The following is a 14,558-nucleotide window of genomic DNA, read 5'->3' on the forward strand; positions in this document are numbered from 1 at the left end:
AATGTACACAAGTGTTTTGCTAAATGTTGAATCAACAATACTGGATTTTTGGCGTTTGCTGAAGCCAAGGATAATGTATCTTGTGGTATTTACTGCAGTTGCTGGTATGGTTACTGCACCAGGTAGTATGCACCCTTTTCTAGCACTAATATCTCTTATATGTGTTGCTCTTGGCTCAGGATCTGCAGGTGCTATAAATATGTGGTATGACAGAGACATAGATCTGCTCATGGAAAGGACAAAAAACCGCCCTATACCCTCAGGTAGAGTTTCTGCAGAAAGTGCGCTTGAATTTGGTATAACTCTTGGAATATTGTCAGTATTTATCATGGCAATAGCAGTAAACTATATTTCTGCTGCTTTGCTTGCTGTTAGCATATTATTTTACGTTTTCATATATACAATTTGGCTAAAAAGGCGTACTCCGCAGAATATCGTTATCGGTGGTGCAGCAGGTGCTTTCCCTCCAATGATTGGCTGGGCAGCTGTGACTAATTCTGTAAATTGGGAAAGTTTCATTTTATTTTTAGTAATTTTTATGTGGACTCCACCACACTTTTGGGCCCTATCTTTAAATAAGTCTGAAGACTATGCAAAGGCATCGATTCCAATGTTCAATATTGTTTATGGTCCGGAAAAAACAAGAAAATATATATTAATTTATAGTGTCTTGCTGGTGCTAACTAGCTTGCTTCCAGCTCTATTCTTGAAAAAGGCTTTACTTTATCTAAGCATGGCAATTTTTGCAGGTTGCATCTTTATTTGGTACGCTATATCAATTCTCAGATTCAAGAACCACAACTCACAGAAACAAATGTTTTCTTACTCAATTTCTTATCTATTTTCCCTATTCGCCAGTATTATTTTTTGTTCTATTGATTTATTTTAGTTATGAAAGAACGGCAGAAGCATAAAAACTATTTTTTACTTTTCCTTTTGGTAATGCTCGTTGTCACACTTTTTTTTGTTTCTATAATAAAATTTAAAGGTGCAGCTTAAACTACCTTTAGAAATTGTGCTTTCATAAAAGCAACTATATATAGCCTTTCTTATAATAGTCCGAATGCGATAAGATATGTGTTTATGGCTATAGCAGGCCAGTAGCATATTACGGTCTGTTCGGATTATTGTAAAAAGAGCTATACTTTGTTAACCGATATAAACAAAGATGAGTAAAAAAGAAGTGACAATATATACGGATGGGGCGTGTTCTGGTAATCCTGGAGCGGGAGGATGGGCAGCTATCATATTATTTCAAGATTACAGAAAAGACATTTATGGTAGAGAAGAAAATACCACAAACAATAAAATGGAGTTAACAGCGGTGATCAATGGGCTGAAAGTATTGAAATTTTCTTGTAATATTAATTTATATACGGATAGTCTTTATGTTAAGCATGGCATAACAGAATGGATAAATAAGTGGAAAATGAATGGCTGGAAAACAAGTAATAAAAAATCAGTAAAAAATATGGAATTGTGGAAAGAGCTAGACAACGTTGCTTCACAACACGAAATTGATTGGAAGTGGGTTAAAGCACACAGTGGCGATAAGTATAATGAGGAGGCTGATAGTTTAGCAAGAAAAGCAATAATCGATGCTTAAAAAAATTACTATATTATTTTCCGTAGCTTTATTATTCATATTGTGCTTCTTTATTTTTTTTAAGCCTTTAAAAATCAATATTAATTATATTGATTTTTATGTTAAACATAAAATATCAAAAATATTTGTTGGCTCAAGCGTTAATATGGAGAATACCTCAGTTGTTTGGCAGAAAGATGGCAAAGATCCGTATTTAGTCATTACGGATTTGGCAATAGCAAACCCTAATTTTACTATAAAAGTTCCTGAGCTTTTTGTACATTTTAAGTTAAGTTCCTTATTTAAAGATAGCACAAATCTCTCTCAGGTTTCAGCTGATAATGTGCATGTATGTATCAAGAGAGAAGAAACTAATGTTAATCCGCAAAACTCATTAGACCTTTTGGATAATCATTATTTAAGTAGTAACCGCCTTCCTTCGGTGTCATTCCAGCGCGTGACGCTGGAATCTAGAAAAAAAGAAACAAGTAGTCAAGCTACTTGGATGACAAGGACGACTGCTGGGATGACAGGAAAAAAAGATACTGGGGTGACAGGGAAGAATTTCAAGATGACAGAAAGTAGTGCAAAAAATCTATTAAAAACAATAAGGGAATTTTTTTTTGACTTAAATGCGGATTCAAAAATTGAATTTACTAACATCGCTATTGATAAAAGCACAGAAGATGAATTTTTTATTGATAAATTATATATAGGGAAGGGGGAAGATTTTAATGTTTTAGATATTCATGTGAATACAAAAGATGGAAAGGGATTTTTGGATGATTTATCAATTACGATAAAAAATCGCAACAATTTGCTAAATGTGTACGGGACATTTTATGATCTAAAATTGGGACTATTGAGCAAGTTTTCTACATTAGTTAAAAGCTACAATTTGGACAAAAATATAGGATTCAAAGGAAGCTTCTCAGTGAAAATTAATAAAAAGGATGAAATTGTAGATGGAAATATATACGTATTAAATACAGAAAATTATTTGAACAAAAATTTGGCCTTAACTAATGTAAATATAAATTTAACATATAATAATGGAATTATTAGTGTAAAAAACTTCCATTTTAAGTTAAATGACACGTATCTCTCTTTAATAGGCAAAATGAACTTTGGTACAAGTTATGCTTTGCTTAGAATTAATATTAGTAAGTTTGCTGCAAAGGATTTATGTACTTATATACCAGATAGTGTAGTAAATAGTAAATTTAAAAGCTGGTATTGTGATAATATTGATGGGGATGTTTTAAATACCATTGTAAGTTTCAATGGCAAAATTAACAATTTGGTTGATGACGATCTGTCAGACATTGTAATTGTTGCTGATATAGAAAACGGTAGCGTAAAATTTGATGAAGATTTTGAGCAAGTAAAGGAATTAAAGGGTGGTTTGATCATCAAGAATAACGATCTTGAAATTACTGTAAATAGCGCTAAGTTTCAGAATTTCACTGTTAATGGTGGTGATATTGAAATGAAATCTCTAAATAAGGAAGATTCAGTTCTAACCATTAATGGCAAAGCTGTAAGTGATGCGTATGGTTTATATGAGCCTATAAGATTTAAGCTGGATGATGTGGTGAAGGTTGAAAGGGATAAAGTAAGTGGAATGGCAAAATCCGTATTTAATTTTCGCATTTTTAATCTAAATGCTGATGACAAAAAAGTAGACTTCTCAGCAAATTTTCATTCTGAAATTGACAATTTGGCCGTCTATAATGCAAGTCTTGGTAAATATGATATTAAGCTTAGTTTTGGCAGTGACTTTATAGATTTAAATGGTAGTGGTATGGTGAATAACACACAGCTATTATTTGACCTGAAAAGTAGCAATAGGAATGAAAGTTTCGCCTGGAATTTGACCGGAGATTTACCCGCTCAAATATTTAATTTTGATAGTGGCTATGTCAGTGCAAATTTAGAGTCAGTGATAAATCAAGATAAGACGGGGTATGTTAATGGTGATATAGATTTATCAGAATTTGAATCACATTCAAGCTACTTAGGGTGGAAAAATCGCTTTGAAGATCACAATAAAATTTTGTTTTCTACAAGGTTAAAAGGAGCAGGTGAATTGTTAGTAGATAAATTAGACATTGTAGGAAATGACCTAGATATAAAATTCAGCGGAAGAGTAGAAAATGGAAATTTATATTTAAATTCTAGTAGCTTTAAATTGCCTGATAATGATTTTAGTATAGAAATTGAATCAGGTAAGGAGAAAAATGCCATAACTATTTATGGTGAGGAAATTAACTTAAGTGATATTTTAGGCTTGCTTGGCAAAAACAGTAATGGATTAAATAAAGATATAGAGATTAGTATGAATGTTGACAATGTAATTATGAAAGAAGGCATCGTTATCAAAAATGCTAAGCTGAATGTAACCTGTACTAAAGGTAATTGCAATGGAAGTCAATTTACAGGGCAGTTTCTGGAAGATAGCAGCAACATACTAGCAGAATACAGTGGAATAGGGCTCGAAATATATGCGGATAATTCAGGTATGCTTTTGCGTTCCCTAGGCATTAGTAAATCAATTAAAAACGGCAAATTGTCTTTTTATCTCTCTCCTCAGAGAGAAAGTGGAGAACATTATGGTACGTTATCCATTAGCAATTTCTACATCAAAGATGCTCCACTACTTACTACTTTATTGTCGATGTCTTCATTGCCTGGCATTGTAAATGCCATAAAAAATGAAGGTGTATACTTTTACAAATGTAATGCACCTTTTTCATACAAAGATGGCACTATTGAAATTGAAGAATCTTGGTTTGAAGGGGCGGAGTTAGGTATTAGCACTGGTGGTAAGCTCGATATTAGAAATTATAAATTCCAGGTTGCAGGACAAGCAATACCAGCATATTCAATTAATAAATCTTTGTTAAAAATTCCTATAATTGGAAAACTTCTTACTGGTGGGAAAAGTAGGGGAATCGTTTCAATAGACTATAAAGCAAGTGGTGATGACAAAAACAATAACGTATCTGTTGATCTTATCTCTTCGCTAACTCCAAACCTATTAAAGAGGTTATTGGGAGTGTTTGATCGCATTATGACAAAAACAACGAAAGTGGCTTAAAAGGTGGTGTGAAAAAGAAATTTGGTTCGATATGACCAAAAGGGAAGTTATTTAACAAAATTATGGACAAAAATGCAAGAATTTCAGAATGATCTACCTGGTTTTTTATTTAGTTATTTAAGTAATATAGCCTTTCTTATAATAGTCCGAATGCGATAAGATATGTGTTTATGGCTGTAGCAGGCCAGTAGCATATTACGGTCTGTTCGGATTATTGTAAAAAGAGCTATACCACTCCCTTTAACCTCTCTATATTTGCTGAACAACTAAAAAGGGTAGGGGGTGGTTGTAAATTGTATCTGTTCAGCAGAGTGGCAAAATAAGGTAGACGAGAAAAGACAACTATAGGAATAAATGGGTGTCATGCCAGTGCGTGACACTGGTTTCCATCCAAAAGGGTGTCATTCCAGTGTCAGCTACTTTCATGACATCGTTTACTATGTGCCATATTGTAATGTTCGTACAGTTGTGGAATGAATCGCGGTATGACGTGTTGCTTGGGTCAGCTATAGTATAAATATACTAGGGGTTATAGTTTTCTTATGCTGCCTTTTTGTTATTAGACAACCACAATATAAAGGAGTGAAACGGATGCAAACAGCAGTGCATTTCTGCACCAAACGTATTACCTTTAACGAATAGTAAAATGTGAGATTTTTTGGAACTACCGTGGAGCAATTGCTCCACGGTTTCATTCTACTTAGAATCCACCCATGCCACTCATTTCTCCTGCACCCATAGGAGATGAAGCATTCTCTTTGCTTGGTACATCAACTATCATAGATTCAGTAGTTATCAGCACACTCGCAACAGATACCGCTGTTTCAAAAGCAATACGCACCACTTTTGCCGGATCAATCACACCAGCTGTAAACGCATTAGCATAATTCATAGCCTCAACGTTGTATATAAGCTCTTTATCATTCTGCTTAATCAAATAGTCAATTATAACAGCAGATTCAAGACCAGCATTTTTGACTAACCTTCTAATTGGAGCACTGAGAACTTTCTTGATAATGTTTATGCCTATTTGTTCCTCGTCACTTGCACCTTTTAATTTGTCGAGAACAGATGAAGCATAAAGAAGCGCAACCCCACCACCTGGAACTATACCTTCTTCAATTGCAGCTCTTGTTGCATGCAGCGCATCTTCGACTCTATCTCTACGTTCTTTAACTTCCACTTCAGTTGCTCCACCAACTTTGAGCACAGCAACGCCACCTGATAATTTCGCTAAACGTTCTCTTAGCTTTTCTTTATCATAATCAGAAGTTGAAGTTTCAATTTGAGATTTAATCTGCTGAATTCTAGCTTTCACACTGTCAGAATCGCTATTTTCGCTGACAACTGTGGTATTATCTTTAGTAATTTTAACATTTTTAGCCGTACCAAGATCATCAAGCGTGAGATCTTCCATCTTGATTCCAAGTTCATCTTTTATGACGTACTTAGCACCAGTTAAAGTTGCTATGTCTTCGAGCATCTCCTTTCTTCTGTCACCAAAACCTGGAGCTTTTACTGCAGCAACTTTTAAACCACCACGCAATTTATTGATAACTAAAGTGCTTAATGCTTCACCTTCGATATCCTCTGCAATAATAACCAAAGGTTTACCAGATTTAACAATAGCTTCAAGAATAGGAAGTAAAGGTTGAATAATATTTAATTTTTTCTCTGTAATTAATAGATAAGGATTATCAAGCTCCACGATCATTTTTTCATTATTTGTAATAAAATACGGAGAGAGATAACCGCGATCAAATTGCATGCCAGTAGTCAGCTCAACTTCTAACTCTTTTGAACCTTTACTCTCTTCAACAGTTATTACACCCTCTTTTCCAACTTTTTTCACGGAATCAGCGATACTGTTACCTATATCCTTATCACCATTTGCAGAGATTATTGCAACTTGTGCCACTTCGTCTATTTTCTCTAGAGAAATTGTACGAGACATTGACGCAATTCCCTTTAATATTACATCTTTTGCCTTCTGTATTCCGTTTTTAATACCAACACGATCGTTTCCAGCAGCAATTGATTTTGAAGCTTCCATTATCATGTTGCTAGTTAGTATTGAGCACGTTGTTGTACCATCACCAACTTTATCGTTACATTGAGAACAACTTTGTGCAAAGATGCTTGCTATCGCAGCGTTTAATGGTTTTTCAGGCTTGATACCCTTCATCACCTTATAACCATCTTTTGTAATTTCTGGTGCTCCATAGGGCTTATTAATCCCTACTGTTTTTCCCCTAGGTCCCGCAGTTATTGCCACCGTTGAGTCTACCATTGCTGCGACTTCACGAAAGGCTTCTTGCAACTGCTCACCTGATACTACTACATTAGTCATTTTTATCACCTCTTGTTAATAAAAAATTTAGAAAACTATAATAAAATTACTTACAATGCACTATGTCGTGCTTTGTTTTAGTTTAGTAAAATAAAGACTGCTACTTAATGACAGCAAGTATATCGGACTCTTTCATCACGATAAGCTTCTCATTATTATGTTCTATTTCTGTACCAGCCCATTGGCGATAGAACACTTTATCACCAGCTTTCACAGTTAAAGTTACGCGTTCGCCACTTGAATTGCGTGAACCTTCACCAATTGCTATAACTTCACCTTTAGTAGGTTTCTTTTCATCACTTGATGGAAGCACAATTCCACCTTGCTTTTCTTCGCTAATAGGCTTGATCAGCACGCTATCATCTAATACATTTAAACTTATACTTGACATTTGTTTTTCCTCATCAACAAATTAACTTATAAGTTTATATATATATACTCGTAAGTTAGATTTCAAGGGCTGGAGCTTGTAAAATATGCACGCCAAAAGCAGTTTCTAAAAGAGCCTAATGTTATATAATAAAATTTAGATTTATTTATAGAGATTTCATGAGTTATATACCATTTTTAAGTCGTGGTGTGGTAGTGCTATATGGGCCTGACACTAGAGATTTTCTGCAGGGTATTATAACCAATGATATTAATAAGTTGGATAGCCAAAAAGCCATTTACTCTTTATTGCTTAGCCCTCAGGGAAAATATCTATATGATTTTTTTCTTATTGAATATGGTAAATACACCCTCTTAGAGTGCGAAAACATGCACTTGCAGCAAATAATCGAGAAACTGGATTTGCTTAAAACTTACTTGAGAGTGAAGATTAAAGACGTTAGCGCACTATATAAGGTTGGAGTTTTGTTTAATACTAAGTTGGCGGAGTGTAGTGGTAAGTCACAAGTTATTTTTCAAGATCCAAGGCACAAGCTGCTAGGAATGAGGATCATACATAAAGATGAAATAAAAGAGCCGGTTGGGGATTTTACTCAGTATGAAAAAGTCAGAATTCAAAATCTCGTTCCAGATGGAGCGAAAGATATGGTGCAGAATTCATCGTTTCCGCTGCAATTTTTAATCGATAAAGTAAACGGTATAAGCTTTAATAAGGGGTGTTATATAGGTCAGGAAGTTGTAAATCGAATGAGCAGACAAGAAATATTCAGAAGAAAACTTTACCTTGTTGAGGGGGATAACGCACTTCCAGATATTGGCACTAAAGTGACAAATGAAAACAATGAGGAAATAGGGGAACTGCGCTCTAGTGTAGACAACATTGGATTTGCATTGCTTAATACTGGAAAGAGCCATGCAAATTTATATGCAGATGGAGTTAGGTGCGTTAAGACGTTGAAGTCTTAAGGTAGCGCATATAGAAACGAAAAACTTGCTTGACACCCTTCACCAGCGCCCTTATCATAACAGTGAAGCTATTTCATTTAACTTCGCAATCTGTGCAGATTAAAACGACAAGGACTCCTGATATAATGTTGAACATTTTTTTCTGCATTTCCGGGAATGTTCAAAAAAGTGTGTCAAACCGAAAAAAAAGTAATAAATTGGTATAAAAAAATGGAGGTTTGACAATGAGTCAGAAAGTAGTAAACAGAACTACCGGTTTGGTAGATTACAAAGAACTGGAAGCAAATATACTGTCATCAATAAGGGAAGGCAGACCATTAACAGGAAGGGATGGAGCATTTACACCACTTATAAAAAAGCTGCTGGAGGCAAGTTTGGAAGGTGAAATAGAAAATCACTTATTAGCTGAAAGTGAAGAGAATAATCGAAGAAACGGGAGAAATGGAAAGACTTTACGGACAAGTGCACACTCACTTCTTCTTGATTTTTTGGTTTATCTTGTCTACCTATTTTGCCACTCTGCTGAACAGATACACTCAACTAATGGTCAATACATCTTCTATTAAAAATTGTACAAATTCATTGCCATTCCAGTAATTCATAGAGATTTTACCCAAAATAGCTTTAACATTACCCTGCATGATAGCAGAGCCAAGATGAGTATTTGCAGAACGAAATGCAATAGCTCTTACCATAACATTATCATCAGCAATAAAACATTTTATATGGTCAACTCCTATAACTTCAGGCTTTCTTATCTTTGCTCCTTGGATAATAAACCTTGGTTCAGGATTTCCAACTCCAAATGGTCCCAAGCGTTGCAATTGATTCCATAAAGACAAATTTATTGCTTTAGCAGTTACTATACTATCAGCTTTTAAAGTTTTCTCATTTATAGAGTTTGAAAATCTTTCAGTAAAAAAATCATGCAAATCATTTATTTTGTCTTCTTTAATTGAAAATCCTGCCGCCATACTATGGCCACCACCTTCAATAATCAAATTTATAAACTTTGCGGAAAGGACTGCAGCACCGATATCAACTCCCAAAATTGATCTACAGCTTGCTTTTCCTATTCCATTATTTAAAGATATCACTACTGTTGGCAAGTGAAACTGCTCCTTTAGCCTTGATGCAATTATACCAATTATTCCCTGGTGCCAATTGCCACTTATCATTATAAAATTCGCACCTGATTGGGCAGACTTTTCCGCTTGTGCTGTAGCTTCCAAGAGAGCCTCATTTTCTAACACTTTTCTTGCATTATTCAAATCTATTAATTTTAGCGCGATTGAATGTGCCTCTTCATCATCATCGGTGGAAAGCAACCTTGCACCAAGCGATGCTTCTCCAATTCTTCCTCCAGCATTTATGCATGGCCCAATACTAAACCCTAATCGAGAAACACTTGGTTTTTCAAGGATTCCCAAAGCATCAAATAAAACACGCAAGCCAACGTTTTTTCTTGTTGACATAACTTTTAATCCTTGTGAGACAAGTGCTCTATTGAGGCCTGTGATCTGCATAACATCACAGACAGTTCCCAGGGCAACCAAATCCAACAGATCAAATAAATCTGGTTCTTTTTTGTTGGTAAAAAATCCTTGCTCACGTAGGCTTTTATTAAGAGCAACAATTAGCAGAAATGACACTCCAACTGCTGCTAGGTTATTATAAGGAGAGCTCTCATCAAGGCGGTTTGGATTCACAACTGCTACGGCTCTTGGTAATTTTTCCGTACCAAGGTGATGGTCAACAACTATAATATCAAGACCAAAAGCCTTTGCATCTTCTATTAGTTGATATGCAAGCGTACCACAATCAACGGAAATACATAAATCAATTCCATTCTTTTTAAGTTGTAATAAAGCATCTGTGTTTAATCCATAACCCTCATCAACACGATCTGGAATGTAGATTATAGAGTGTGTATCGATTGCTCTCAGGTATCTGTTAATCAATGCTGACGACGTTGCACCATCAACATCATAGTCACCAAATATTGCAAGGTTTTCATCATTTTTTATTGCCCGTATTATACGAGAAACAGCTTTATCCATATCAAGAAGGTGAAAGGGATCTGGTAATAGCGATCTGATTAGTGGATATAAGAAGTCGCTTGCATTTTCTATGTTAACACCACGAGTAACCAATATTCTTGCTAATATTTCTGGTAACTCAAATCTCTGTGTAAGAGTTAAGATTTGCCTTTGATCTGCTTCTTGCAACTTCCACAATGCATTTGTTATGCTGCGCTTTTCAATTTCAAGTAGCATATTCTTTCTTTGTAAATAAAACTACTTTACCAGAATTTTTAAGCTTGTTCTATAATTGTATTAGACTTCTGCATAACCTAAACTAAGTAGAAAAAAGGTATCATCTAAGTAGCTGACACTGGTCTCCATCCAAGAGGGCAGTAGCCCCTTCGGTGTCATTCCAGCGCGTGACCAGGTCTTTTTAGCTATCATAGGATGACAGAAGCAGACACTCCACTTTGTCGTTCCAGTGCCTCCTTTTTTTGTCATTCCAGTGCCTTGACTATTTGGATCCAGGAAAAAGAATGGTGTCATCCCAGTGCCCCTATGATGTCATCCAAGTAGCCTCCCTCTCCTGTCATCCCAGTGCTCCTTTTTTTGTCATCCGAGTAGCTGACACTGGGATCCAGGAATTTTATTAAGTTGGTAAGCATAAAAGTGTTATGTATAGCTCTTTTTACAATAATCCGAACAGACCGTAATATGCTACTGGCCTGCTATAGCCATAAACACATATCTTATCGCATTCGGACTATTATAAGAAAGGCTATAAAATACAACGTTCTTGATGGGATTGCGTGAAATGCTGGATCCCAGTGTCTGGGCACTGGGATGACAAAGGAGGACAGTGTCAGCTACTCGGATGACAAAAAAAGGAGCACTGGAATGACAGCAGTCCTACGTCATACCGCCGCGGTATCTCATCAGCTATAGCCTTTCTTATAATAGTCCGAATGCGATAAGATATGTGTTTATGGCTATAGCAGGCCAGTAGCATATTACGGTCTGTTCGGATTATTGTAAAAAGAGCTATAACAAGCAGCGGGATGACGGTTGTCGTTTAGCTATAAACATTAAGAAATTTACTAAGCAGAAAAAAAGGCAAAAGAAACCCCGTGGTAATTAGTGTTCACTCTCTAATCCTGCAAATTGGCGCACTATACTGTCTTAAACGACTTATAAGCGCGTTTCAGCTTTTATAGGTAAAAACCTAAAAATGCTGTGAAGACATAAGGTGCACATAGTGCAAAAAATTAAAAATAAGACGCCAACTACGTTGTTTTCTTGCTGTTTAATCTGCACAGATGAAGATAATTGAATAGCTTCAGTATCATGATAAGGGCGCTGGCGGAGTTTGTCAAGGAAGTTTTTTCGTTTCTATGGGTCAGTTGGTACGCGCTTTGCCTTTTAACAGATGTAAAAGCACAATTATTACGAACAACATTCCACCAACAACTGATATAGCGCCACCTATAATGAAGCACGTGCGTGCTAACATTGACGAAATGCTTGGCAGATCTGCAACCTTCCTTAAAGCACCATATCCACCAAGCCACACAAGGCCAGTAATATGGAGAAAATGCCCTACACTGTAGGCATAAATCTGTAATCTTACCATGGAGTTTTTTACCTCTTTAAAGTTTAATTTGGGTAACAGCCAATAAATGAAATTCATAAAAGCTATAGTGATCCCAACTACAGAACCGTGATAATGAGCAGGAATCGTGACATTACCTTCAATAGTCAACACTCCGAGCACATCTCCATAAGTGAACAACAAAAATGAATGTAATAAATAGTTGCTTTTATCATTAATAAAAGTTCTGATGTTGTAGCACACTAATATTATCAAAAAGCACGGCAAAACTGCTCCAGCAATCCTCATATGCCAAGTAAAAAACTGTATTAACTTGGCACTATCAACTGGATAAACAAAATATACAAACGGTGCGCCTACAGCTAAAATCGTGTTTATAAATAGTGGTAAAATAGTAATTTTATTGTTTGAAGCTAAACTAATATCATTGGAACTTAGCATTATTAAATAGACTAAAAACATTCCTTGAGTAAAAGCAAACTGCAATAAATGTCCGCCTCCCCAAAAGAGATATTCGTAAAATAAATTATTATCTGAGTGATATAGACCTGGAGGCATATTATTATATGCTAAAACAAAGCAAAGAAATGACGATACAAGTATAATAACTAGTCCAATTTGCCCAACAGAGAGAAATGAAACCTCTTTTTTTGATGTGTATGCTAGCATTGTATTTACTAATATACTGGCAATAAATAAACTGAGTCCAAGTAAAAATAATTTGTTTTGTAATACGGGAATATAGTTACTTTTGATAACTTCAGTGTTTGGAACGAATGCGGATATAAACATGAGCAGCATCGAAAGGGTTGATAGAACCCATGAAAAGTTAAACCAACTATTGGTATTTTGTAGGTTTATGATAAAGAGCAGAGATATTATAGAGCACATCCACACTAAAATTGACAAGTTCACGTGTATTACCAGCGCATTATCAAAAATATATTGTGCAGAAGGAACAAGAGAGGAGATAAAAGGCAATCGTAGAAAAATAACAATTATTGACAGTAACCCAGAGCAAGCAAGAGCACATACTGCCAAGAACATCCATTTTCTACAGAGCGGAGCGTTGTCTTGTATATTAAGCACAATCTTTTTTCTCAATTTTGTTCAATACAATATATAACACTGCAATAATACCTAAAACATAGCAATAGTATACGTGTGGCACGACTGCCAAAGGTGAAACTCCAGCAATAGTGCTAGCCAAAAGCAATTGAGCGCCATACGGTATTAATCCTTGAAATACACAAGAAAATATGCCTAGCCATGCTGCACTATAGTGAGGCGGTATTTCATATTTCTTAGCAATATCTCTAGCAATTTCACCGCTAAAAATTATAGCGATGGTATTATTTGCAAGTAAAATATCAAATATACTGACTATTTTTGCAATAAATAACTGCGCTGTTTTTTGTCCACCACGTTGTATCATAACCCAAGATGAAAGTTTATCTGCAAACTCCTTAGAATTTTTACCTACCAGTCCTGAAAGCCCGCCAACCATGAATGACAGTAGCATAATTTCATGCATACTCATAAACCCCTTAGTGATGTTTTGGCTTAAAAACAATAAACCATGATTGCTGTTATTTATAAATCCAATGATTCCAGCAAAAGTTATGCTTAAAACCAATGCCGTAAATACATTTATTCCAAAGTTTGCAAGCAATATAAGTATTATGTAAGGAGTCACAAGCAATAAAGAATACTCCTTAACTGAAATAGCAGCACTATTGCTTGAGCTATAAAATAATATAATTATTGTGAATATAGAAGCAATTAGTGCCACTTTTGCATTCAGTTTTAATTTTTTCTTTATATCAGCCTTTTGAGACATCACAGATGCAATTGTAGTATCAGAGATAATAGATAAATTGTCGCCAAACATTGCTCCTCCTACAACGGTTGCAACTCCTAAGGAAGGAGAAATCCCAGCTTGTGTCAGTTCAACTGCAATAGGAGCAATTGTTGCAATGGTGCCCATTGATGTACCAATAGCAGTGGAGATGAAAGCTGCTACAAAAAATAATCCTATGAGTAAAAATTGTGTTGGTATAAATGAAAGAGCCAAATTAACTGTGGCATCAGCACTACCGATTGCTTTAGTTACTTCACTGAATGCACCTGCAAGTAAGAAAATGATACACATAGTGATAATATTACGATCTCTTACCCCATCTAGAAAGGCATACATTTTTTCTTCAGTATTGCCCTTGCATAAAACCCAACCCAGAGCTATGGCAGGAACAATGGCTACCAGTGGAGATATAGCTCTTTTTACAATAATCCGAACAGACCGTAATATGCTACTGGCCTGCTATAGCCATAAACACATATCTTATCGCATTCGGACTATTATAAGAAAGGCTATAACTGATAAAAAGCATTTGAAACGCCAAGAATAGTAAAATATATACCACTTCCTACAAAAAGAAATAGGAACAGTAAAATAGGCAAAAAATTTGTAAGATAAAACATACCTCTACTCCAGCTCTGATAAACGCAAATCAACTATGATATGATTTATATTA

17 protein-coding genes and 1 pseudogene are annotated in these 14,558 nt (G+C 35.4%); 9 read left to right on the forward strand and 9 right to left on the reverse strand.

What is annotated here, in order from left to right; genetic code table 11:
• The first annotated feature begins 1 nt into the window (after position 1).
• Positions 2-889 (forward strand): heme o synthase, encoded by an 888-nt coding sequence (locus OPR46_RS03020; RefSeq protein ID WP_174515960.1) that lies wholly within the window; start codon positions 2-4, stop codon positions 887-889.
• Positions 890-924: 35 nt separating this feature from the next.
• On the opposite strand, the gene OPR46_RS03025 is transcribed toward OPR46_RS03020, so the two are convergent.
• Positions 925-1,107, reverse strand: a complete 183-nt coding sequence (locus tag OPR46_RS03025; RefSeq protein ID WP_265043975.1) for a hypothetical protein — start codon at positions 1,105-1,107, stop codon at positions 925-927.
• A gap of 61 nt (positions 1,108-1,168) precedes the next feature.
• On the opposite strand from OPR46_RS03025, the gene rnhA reads away from it, so the two are divergent.
• Both rnhA and OPR46_RS03035 read left to right on the forward strand, forming a co-directional pair.
• Positions 1,169-1,606 (forward strand): ribonuclease HI, encoded by a 438-nt coding sequence (rnhA, locus tag OPR46_RS03030; protein ID WP_151807582.1) that lies wholly within the window; start codon positions 1,169-1,171, stop codon positions 1,604-1,606.
• Positions 1,599-4,685: a YhdP family protein gene (locus OPR46_RS03035; protein WP_406833326.1), complete on the forward strand. Its 3,087-nt coding sequence runs from the start codon at positions 1,599-1,601 to the stop codon at positions 4,683-4,685. Before rnhA ends, OPR46_RS03035 begins: the two co-directional genes overlap by 8 nt.
• A gap of 113 nt (positions 4,686-4,798) precedes the next feature.
• On the opposite strand, the gene OPR46_RS03040 is transcribed toward OPR46_RS03035, so the two are convergent.
• On the reverse strand, positions 4,799-4,951 hold the full coding sequence (locus tag OPR46_RS03040; RefSeq protein ID WP_265043976.1) for a hypothetical protein: 153 nt from the start codon (positions 4,949-4,951) through the stop codon (positions 4,799-4,801).
• A gap of 107 nt (positions 4,952-5,058) precedes the next feature.
• Here OPR46_RS03040 and OPR46_RS03045 point away from each other — a divergent pair, with 107 nt between their 5' ends.
• Positions 5,059-5,202, forward strand: a complete 144-nt coding sequence (locus OPR46_RS03045) for a hypothetical protein (RefSeq protein ID WP_264705617.1) — start codon at positions 5,059-5,061, stop codon at positions 5,200-5,202.
• Positions 5,203-5,385: 183 nt separating this feature from the next.
• On the opposite strand, the gene groL is transcribed toward OPR46_RS03045, so the two are convergent.
• Together groL and OPR46_RS03055 are read right to left on the reverse strand one after the other, a co-directional pair.
• A complete protein-coding gene (groL, locus tag OPR46_RS03050) occupies positions 5,386-7,035 on the reverse strand; it encodes a chaperonin GroEL (RefSeq protein WP_265043978.1) in 1,650 nt (549 codons plus the stop codon).
• A 100-nt stretch (positions 7,036-7,135) separates the two neighbouring features.
• On the reverse strand, positions 7,136-7,417 hold the full coding sequence (locus OPR46_RS03055) for a co-chaperone GroES (protein WP_265044070.1): 282 nt from the start codon (positions 7,415-7,417) through the stop codon (positions 7,136-7,138).
• A gap of 167 nt (positions 7,418-7,584) precedes the next feature.
• Here OPR46_RS03055 and ygfZ point away from each other — a divergent pair, with 167 nt between their 5' ends.
• Together ygfZ and OPR46_RS03065 are read left to right on the forward strand one after the other, a co-directional pair.
• Entirely contained in the window at positions 7,585-8,391 is an 807-nt protein-coding gene (ygfZ, locus tag OPR46_RS03060) for a CAF17-like 4Fe-4S cluster assembly/insertion protein YgfZ (RefSeq protein WP_265043980.1), read from the forward strand.
• Positions 8,392-8,615: 224 nt separating this feature from the next.
• Positions 8,616-8,873: pseudogene (locus tag OPR46_RS03065) on the forward strand (IS256 family transposase); the annotation flags it as partial.
• Positions 8,874-8,927: 54 nt separating this feature from the next.
• Here the strand turns inward: OPR46_RS03065 and recJ are convergent.
• Together recJ and OPR46_RS03075 are read right to left on the reverse strand one after the other, a co-directional pair.
• Positions 8,928-10,667 carry a single-stranded-DNA-specific exonuclease RecJ gene (gene recJ / locus OPR46_RS03070; protein ID WP_265043982.1) on the reverse strand — a complete coding sequence of 580 codons (1,740 nt, stop codon included), beginning with the start codon at positions 10,665-10,667 and terminating at the stop codon, positions 8,928-8,930.
• A 60-nt stretch (positions 10,668-10,727) separates the two neighbouring features.
• A complete protein-coding gene (locus tag OPR46_RS03075; protein WP_264954149.1) occupies positions 10,728-10,916 on the reverse strand; it encodes a hypothetical protein in 189 nt (62 codons plus the stop codon).
• Positions 10,917-10,933: 17 nt separating this feature from the next.
• On the opposite strand from OPR46_RS03075, the gene OPR46_RS03080 reads away from it, so the two are divergent.
• Complete coding sequence (locus OPR46_RS03080) at positions 10,934-11,068, forward strand: hypothetical protein (RefSeq protein ID WP_265043984.1); 135 nt, start codon at positions 10,934-10,936, stop codon at positions 11,066-11,068.
• A 1-nt stretch (position 11,069) separates the two neighbouring features.
• Positions 11,070-11,228, forward strand: coding sequence for a hypothetical protein (locus OPR46_RS03085; protein WP_265043986.1), 159 nt, complete (start codon positions 11,070-11,072; stop codon positions 11,226-11,228).
• Positions 11,229-11,277: 49 nt separating this feature from the next.
• On the opposite strand, the gene OPR46_RS03090 is transcribed toward OPR46_RS03085, so the two are convergent.
• From OPR46_RS03090 to OPR46_RS03100, 3 genes are all read right to left on the reverse strand, one after another.
• Entirely contained in the window at positions 11,278-11,424 is a 147-nt protein-coding gene (locus OPR46_RS03090) for a hypothetical protein (protein ID WP_265043988.1), read from the reverse strand.
• Between the two features lie 387 nt (positions 11,425-11,811).
• Complete coding sequence (locus tag OPR46_RS03095) at positions 11,812-13,071, reverse strand: cbb3-type cytochrome c oxidase subunit I (protein ID WP_006279990.1); 1,260 nt, start codon at positions 13,069-13,071, stop codon at positions 11,812-11,814.
• A 34-nt stretch (positions 13,072-13,105) separates the two neighbouring features.
• Positions 13,106-14,221, reverse strand: coding sequence for a Na+/H+ antiporter NhaC family protein (locus OPR46_RS03100; RefSeq protein WP_265043989.1), 1,116 nt, complete (start codon positions 14,219-14,221; stop codon positions 13,106-13,108).
• A gap of 43 nt (positions 14,222-14,264) precedes the next feature.
• Here OPR46_RS03100 and OPR46_RS03105 point away from each other — a divergent pair, with 43 nt between their 5' ends.
• Positions 14,265-14,432, forward strand: coding sequence for a hypothetical protein (locus OPR46_RS03105; protein WP_265043990.1), 168 nt, complete (start codon positions 14,265-14,267; stop codon positions 14,430-14,432).
• The last annotated feature ends 126 nt before the right edge of the window (positions 14,433-14,558 follow it).

This window comes from Wolbachia endosymbiont (group A) of Scambus nigricans (genome assembly GCF_947251485.1).
Lineage (GTDB): Bacteria > Pseudomonadota > Alphaproteobacteria > Rickettsiales > Anaplasmataceae > Wolbachia > Wolbachia pipientis.